The sequence below is a fragment of the Microbacterium sp. 13-71-7 genome, assembly GCF_002257455.1.
Lineage (GTDB): Bacteria > Actinomycetota > Actinomycetes > Actinomycetales > Microbacteriaceae > Microbacterium.
In genome coordinates this window covers 1-6,220 of the sequence record NZ_NCKN01000231.1, presented here as the reverse complement: position 1 = coordinate 6,220, position 6,220 = coordinate 1, and the positions used below count along the sequence as shown (strand labels likewise).

Genomic DNA, 6,220 nt, shown 5'->3' with positions numbered 1-6,220 from the left:
GTCAGCTCGGCGTGCGCCTCGTGCCCACGCTGGAGTTCATCCCCGATGCTCTGCCCGAGAACGCCGACCACATCAGCGACCTGCTCCGTCAGGCGCGTGAGCGCGATGAGCACGTCGCGGGGATCGCCGCGTCCGCCTCCTTCGCGGGCGAGGCCGACCCGTACGTCAAGCCGCGCGAAGACGACGAGGAGTAGATCGGATCGCGCCGCATCGCGGCGCCGTGAGACTCGTGGAAAGGGCCGGGAGACGTTGTCTCCCGGCCCTTTCCAGCGTTCTGCCGGCGAGATGGCAATTCTTCGACAGGGTTCAAGAACCTTTGAGGCCGTGACGGGCCTCTTGTAGCATCCCAGCACGTGCGCGACGGGGCGCACGATCGAGCACAGCGGGGGGCTGCGCCATGGGGGACGCGAAGAATGCGCGACCGCGGGATCCGGGATCCGGGAGCCGGTCGTCGACGAGCCGGGGGAGCGGGCGCCCCGACGCGATGCGGGGAGGCGACCACGACGTCGCACCGCACGTGCGCTCGACCATCGAGCGCGCCTGCGGGGGCGCTCCGGCAGCATCCGCAGCCCTGTGCGCCGCACTCGACCCGGAGCGGCGGCGCGGATGGCGGGCATTGCCCGATCCGCTTCCGGCGATCCCGGCGGAGGCTGCGCACGCGCAGCGCGCTCTCCGGCAGGACGCGGATCCGGGGCGGGTGCTCGCCCTGGCACTGTGCGGGGCCGGCTCGGTGCAGGTCCTCTGCGCGATCGCGGAGTGCGAGCCCGACCGGATCGCGGCGTCGCCGCTCGCCGGTCTGGTGCGATTGCGCGGCGGGCGCTTCCGGTTCGCCGACGCGGTGCTCCGCGTGCAGGTGCTCGCCGCGGCGACCTCCCACGAGCGGCTTCGCGCTCACCGGCTGCTCGCGCAGATCCTCGAGCACGCGGGCGAAGTCGATGCGGCGCTCTGGCACCGTGCCCGCGGTGCGGTGGTGGGCGATCCGGCGCTGGTAGGACCGCTCCTCGCGTCTGCGCGCGATGCGCTGCGCGACGCGGACGCGGGGCGCGCGTGGTCGCGGGCGACGGAGGCCGCGGAGCACGCGCCGCCCGGCACCTCGACGCGCGCCGGGGCGCTGCTGCTCAGCGGGCAGGCGGCCCTGGCGGGCGGGTGGCTGGTGGACGCCATGGAGCGCTTCGAGCAGGCGCTGCGCATCGATCACGGGCATCGCGGCGAGGCGGCGGCGGGGTTCGTCCTGGCGCATGTCCTCCGGCGCGGCGCGGTTCCCGCACCGGATCCGCGGGTCTCCGCAGAGGCGATCGCACGCGGGGGCGGACTCGCGGCGCTGCTGAGCGCGCCCTTCGAGGCGACGCGCGGCGACCGCGGACCTGGCGTGCGACGGCTCGCGGCGGGCGCGAGCGATGACGGCGGCGCCCTCGCTCGCGTGACGCGCGCGCTGCGGGCCGGCCTCGACGGTGATCCGGACGCCGGGATCCGCGCCCTGGCCGAGCCGGATGCGACCGCGTGCGCTGAGCCCCTGCTCGGCCTGCACGCGGGCGCCCCGTTGCTGCGCGCACGACAGGCGGTTGCCATCGTACTGCTGCACGCCTGGGCGGGACGGATCGGCAGCGCGCGCGAGCTCCTGAGCGACTCCGCCGCGGAACTCCCCGTGGCGCTCCCGTTCGGCGGGCTCGCCGTGGCGCTGTGCCGTCGACTCGAGCTCGCCGTGGACGGCCGGATCGGACCGCTGTCGCTTGAGCTCGCCGCGGCCGCGCCCTGGACGCACGACACCGACGGGTTCGTGGACCGCGCGATCGACGCGTATCTGCGGGGTCGCAGCGACGAGGCCGCCGTGCACATGGCGCTCTGGAGGGACCGGGGCGGATCATCGGGGCGGTTCGGCCTGCCCGGACTGGACGAGATCGGTCCGCTCGGGGCGTCCGTGGCGCCCGAACCGCCCGAGGCGGTGCGCGCCCGGGCGCTGCGCGAGCGCATCCGCGCGGCGCGGGAGTCGTCATGGCGCACGGACTTCGAAGCCGTGGCGGCGGCGAGCCGGGGGATCCGCTCGCCGTTCGAGCGGGCCAGGGTCGAGGCGCTGCTGGGGTCGACCGCCGCCTCGCGCGGCGACCGCGGCCGCGGGGTGCGGCACCTGCGCGCCGCACGGAGCCTGTTCGAGGAATCCGGAGCCCTGGCCTGGCGAGACCTGGCCGGCCGGCGGCTGCGGGCACTGGGGGAGCGTCGGCGGCCCCGGTCGGAGGGCCCCGTCGTCGAGGGCGGGGACGCGACGCCGTCGCCCCTGGCGGTGTGCCGTGCGATGTGGGAGCCCGTCCTCACGGCGCGCGAGCTCGATGTCGCGCTCCTCATGGCGGAAGGGCGCACGAACAAGGAGATCGCGCTCGCCCTGCACGTCTCGGTGCGCACGGTGGAGGTGCACGGCGGGCGCGTCTTCGCCAAGATCGACGTGCGCACCCGGCAGGAGCTGACCGTGCTCGCGCACCGCACCGACCAGCATCTCTGAGCCGCCGCGGCTGCGCGACGGGCGCGATGAGGTCAGCGCGGCAGCAGGAGCTCGCCGTCCGCCGCCTCGAGGAGCCCGTCGGCGATGAGGGAGTCGATCGCGCGGTCGCGCTGGGCCGCATCCGGCCAGTCCGCGAGGACCGCGTCGGCGGGCAGGCGGTGCCCCGCGGCGTGCCGCAGGGCGCGGAGCACGCCGCCGCGCGCCTGCCGGTCGGATCCCTCGTACTTCGCCTGCCGCCGCCTCCGGTCCTCGCCGTCGGGGTAGCCCGCCGCGCGCCAGGCGCACAGCTCGGCGAGCGGGCAGCGGGCGCAGTCCGCGCTGCGGGCGGTGCACACGGTCGCACCGAGCTCCATGGTCGCCGCGTTCACGACGGCGGCGGCGACCGGTTCGTCCGGCAGCAGGGCGAGCATGTCGTCCAGGTCGCGTCGTGAGGGCGGATCCGGCTGGGCACGCCCGTGCACGACGCGCGCGATGACCCGGCGCGTGTTCGTGTCGACCACGGGGTGCCGGTCGCCGTACGCGAACACCGCGACGGCGCGCGCCGTGTAGTCGCCGATGCCGGGAAGCGCGAGCAGGGCGGGGACCTCGCGCGGCGTGACGCCCGCGTGCTCGTCGCGGATCGCCGTCGCGGCGCGGTGCAGCCACAGGGCACGGCGGGGGTAGCCGAGGTTGGCCCACTGCTGCAGCACCTCCGCCGGGGTCGCGGCCGCGAGCGAGAGCGGATCCGGCCAGCGCGCGAGCCAGGCCTCCAGATGCGGGATGACCCGGTTCACCGGCGTCTGCTGCAGCATGAACTCGCTCACCAGCACGCCCCATGCGCCGTACCGGGCGAGGTACTCCGCGCGCCGCCACGGCAGATCACGCGCGTGATCCCGGTACCAGGCGATCAGCGCGGACGCGGTCGGCGAGGAGGCGGGGGAGTCGGGCACGGGAGTCCACGCTACCGCGCGCGGGGCCCCGTGCGACCGGTCGGCGCCCGTCGGATCCCCGACCCGCGGGCCTCTAGGCTGGGAGGATGGCAACCAGCGGGATCCTGCTCGTCGACAAACCGGGCGGGATGACGAGTCACGACGTCGTCGCCCGCACCCGTCGCGTCTTCGGCACGCGCAAGGTCGGGCACGCCGGGACGCTCGACCCGATGGCCACGGGCCTGCTCGTGGTCGGCATCGAGGCGGCGACCCGCCTGCTCACGTTCGTCGTCGGCGCCGACAAGACCTACCTCGCCACGATCCGCCTCGGTCAGAGCACGGGCACGGATGACGCCGAAGGGGAGATCCTGGCCTCGGCGGATCCGGACCGCGTCGCCGCGATCACTCCGGACGAGATCTCCGCCGGCATCGCCGCGCTCACCGGCGCCATCTCGCAGGTGCCCAGCGCCGTCTCGGCGATCAAGGTCGACGGCCGCCGGGCGTATGACCGGGTGCGCGCGGGGGAGGACGTCGTGCTCGCGGCCCGCGACGTGGTGGTGTCCCGCTTCGACCTGCTCGACGACCGCCCGGGCGACGGAGGCGTGCGCGACCTCGACGTGGTCGTGGACTGCTCGTCCGGCACCTACATCCGCGCGCTCGCCCGCGATCTCGGAGCCGCCCTCGGCGTCGGCGCCCACCTCACGGCGCTGCGCCGCACCCGCGTCGGCCCGTTCGAGGTGGCGGACGCGTCTTCGCTCGACGACCTGGCCGAGGCCCGCCCGCTGACCGCTGCCGATGCCGCGGCTCGGATACTCCCCGTCCTCGAGGTCGGCGCGCAGGAGGCCGTCGACCTGCGTCACGGCAAGCGCCTGGTGGGCCAGCGTGCGCGGCTCGAGGGTCCGCGCGCCGCGGCCATCGATCCGGACGGCGCGCTGATCGGGATCGTCGAGCGCCGCGGCGATGATCTGAAGAGCGCGATGAACATGCCGGAAGGGGCGTCATGATCCTCTGGTTCACCGTCGTGCAGCTCGCGGTCGCCGTCGCGGCCGGCCTGCTGTGCCTGATCATGGGATTCGCGGGCAAGCGCCCGAACGACTGGACGGTCGGATCCCTCGCCCTGATCGAACTCCTGCTCATCGTGCAGGTGGTCATGGCGATCGTCACCCCGTTCGCGGGGAACCCTGCGCTGGGCGATCCGCTCGAGTACGGCGTCTACCTGGTCTCGGCGGTCCTGCTCCCGATCGGCGGAGGCATCTGGGCGCTGCTCGAGCGCTCGCGGTGGAGCACGGTGATCATGGGCGTCGTCGCGCTCGCGCTGGCCGTGATGATCTGGCGCATGCAGGTCATCTGGGTCACCCCGATCGGCGGCTGAGCAGAGCCGCCCGCGCGGACCACCGCCCCTCGCGTTCCGTAGAATGGACTCCGCCATGAGCACCGCGCGACCTTCGACCCCGTCCGATTCCGCCCCCGAGCCGGGGGGCTCCTCCGTCGCACCGGCCCGACCCCGGATGCGCGGCGTGGGCCGCGTGCTCGTCATCGTGTACGCGGTCATGGCGCTGGGCGCCACGGGCCGGTCCTTCGTGCAGATCGCGCGCGCCTTCGACGAGGCGCCGCTCGCGTACTCCCTGTCCGCGGCCTCCGCGGTCGTCTACATCGTCGCGACCCTCGCGCTGATCGGATCGGGGCGGCCCGGCTGGTACCGCGTCGCGTGGGTCGCCATCGCGTTCGAGATGGTCGGCGTCCTGGTCGTCGGCACCCTGAGCCTGACCCACCCCGCCCTGTTCCAGCACCAGACCGTGTGGTCGCAGTACGGCCTCGGCTACGTGCTGATCCCGCTGGTCCTGCCGATGGTCGGGCTGTGGTGGCTCGTCACGCATCGTCCGTCCCGCTCGGTCCCCGCCGTCGCGGACGCGCCGGCTCCGTCGGACGGATCCGTCGCATGATCGTGTTCCGCGACCCCTCCGAGATCCCCGCGGACTTCGGACGCACCGTCGCCGCGATCGGCAAGTTCGACGGCGTGCACTCCGGGCATCGCGCGGTGTTCCGCCGCGCCCAGCAGGACGCGGCGCGCGTCGGCGCGAGGACCGTCGCCGTGACGTTCGACCGCAATCCGCTGAGCGTGCTGCGCCCGGATCGGTGCCCGGACGATCTCGTGTCCGTCGACCGCAAGATCGAGCTGCTCTCCGCGTGCGGACTGGACGCGGTCCTGGTGCTGACCTTCGACGAGCAGCTCGCCTCGCGCACCGCGGAGGACTTCGCGCAGGCGATCCTCGTCGACGCGCTGCACGTCGCCACGGTCCTCGTCGGACGCGATTTCCGATTCGGCAGCGGCGGCAGGGGGACGCCGGAGCTGCTGGCCGAACTGGGCACGCGCAACGACTTCACGGTCGACGTGATCGAGGACGTCTTCCTGGAGGGCACCGATCGGCGGGTCTCCTCGTCCTGGGTGCGGGAGCTGCTCTCGGCGGGCGACGTGACGCTCGCGGGCGCCGTGCTGGGCCGCCCGGTCTCGGTGCGCGGCGAGGTCGTGCACGGTCTCAAGCGCGGACGCGAGCTCGGCTTCCCGACGGCGAACCTTCCGTCCCTGCTCGACGAGATGGTGCCGGCGGACGGCGTCTACGCGGGGCGGCTGGTGGACCACACGGCCGGGGTCGTGCACCCTGCGGCGATCTCCGTCGGGACCAACCCCACGTTCGACGACGTGCGGGAGCGCCAGGTCGAGGCGCACGCGATCGACAGCCAAGGCCTGGACCTCTACGGGCACGATGTGACGGTCGAGTTCACCCACCGGCTGCGCGGCATGACGGCCTTCGACAGC

General features: G+C 74.4%; 6 protein-coding genes and 1 pseudogene. 6 read left to right on the top strand and 1 reads right to left on the bottom strand.

The features are described from left to right. Together B7X32_RS17370 and B7X32_RS17365 are read left to right on the top strand one after the other, a co-directional pair. Window positions 1–194 (top strand): annotated as a pseudogene (locus B7X32_RS17370) (ribosome-binding factor A); the annotation flags it as partial. A 422-nt stretch (window positions 195–616) separates the two neighbouring features. Next, on the top strand, window positions 617–2,494 hold the full coding sequence (locus B7X32_RS17365; protein WP_292722459.1) for a LuxR family transcriptional regulator: 1,878 nt from the start codon (window positions 617–619) through the stop codon (window positions 2,492–2,494). Window positions 2,495–2,526: 32 nt separating this feature from the next. On the opposite strand, the gene B7X32_RS17360 is transcribed toward B7X32_RS17365, so the two are convergent. Next, window positions 2,527–3,423 (bottom strand): A/G-specific adenine glycosylase, encoded by an 897-nt coding sequence (locus tag B7X32_RS17360; RefSeq protein WP_292722455.1) that lies wholly within the window; start codon window positions 3,421–3,423, stop codon window positions 2,527–2,529. Between the two features lie 86 nt (window positions 3,424–3,509). Between B7X32_RS17360 and truB the strand changes: the two genes are divergently transcribed. From truB to B7X32_RS17340, 4 genes are all read left to right on the top strand, one after another. Beyond that, window positions 3,510–4,406: a tRNA pseudouridine(55) synthase TruB gene (gene truB, locus B7X32_RS17355; RefSeq protein WP_292722452.1), complete on the top strand. Its 897-nt coding sequence runs from the start codon at window positions 3,510–3,512 to the stop codon at window positions 4,404–4,406. Beyond that, window positions 4,403–4,774 (top strand): hypothetical protein, encoded by a 372-nt coding sequence (locus B7X32_RS17350; protein ID WP_292722449.1) that lies wholly within the window; start codon window positions 4,403–4,405, stop codon window positions 4,772–4,774. Before truB ends, B7X32_RS17350 begins: the two co-directional genes overlap by 4 nt. Window positions 4,775–4,910: 136 nt before the next feature. Further along, window positions 4,911–5,345 (top strand): hypothetical protein, encoded by a 435-nt coding sequence (locus B7X32_RS17345; RefSeq protein WP_292722462.1) that lies wholly within the window; start codon window positions 4,911–4,913, stop codon window positions 5,343–5,345. Next, on the top strand, window positions 5,342–6,220 hold an 879-nt coding region (locus tag B7X32_RS17340; protein ID WP_292722446.1), incomplete at its 3' end, for a bifunctional riboflavin kinase/FAD synthetase. The genes B7X32_RS17345 and B7X32_RS17340, both read left to right, overlap by 4 nt.

Bases quoted from the DNA above. Each gene is read 5' to 3' on its own strand.
- truB (WP_292722452.1), top strand. From the start codon at position 3,510: ATGGCAACCAGCGGGATCCTGCTCGTCGACAAACCGGGCGGGATGACG.
- B7X32_RS17350 (WP_292722449.1), top strand. From the start codon at position 4,403: ATGATCCTCTGGTTCACCGTCGTGCAGCTCGCGGTCGCCGTCGCGGCC.
- B7X32_RS17345 (WP_292722462.1), top strand. From the start codon at position 4,911: ATGCGCGGCGTGGGCCGCGTGCTCGTCATCGTGTACGCGGTCATGGCG.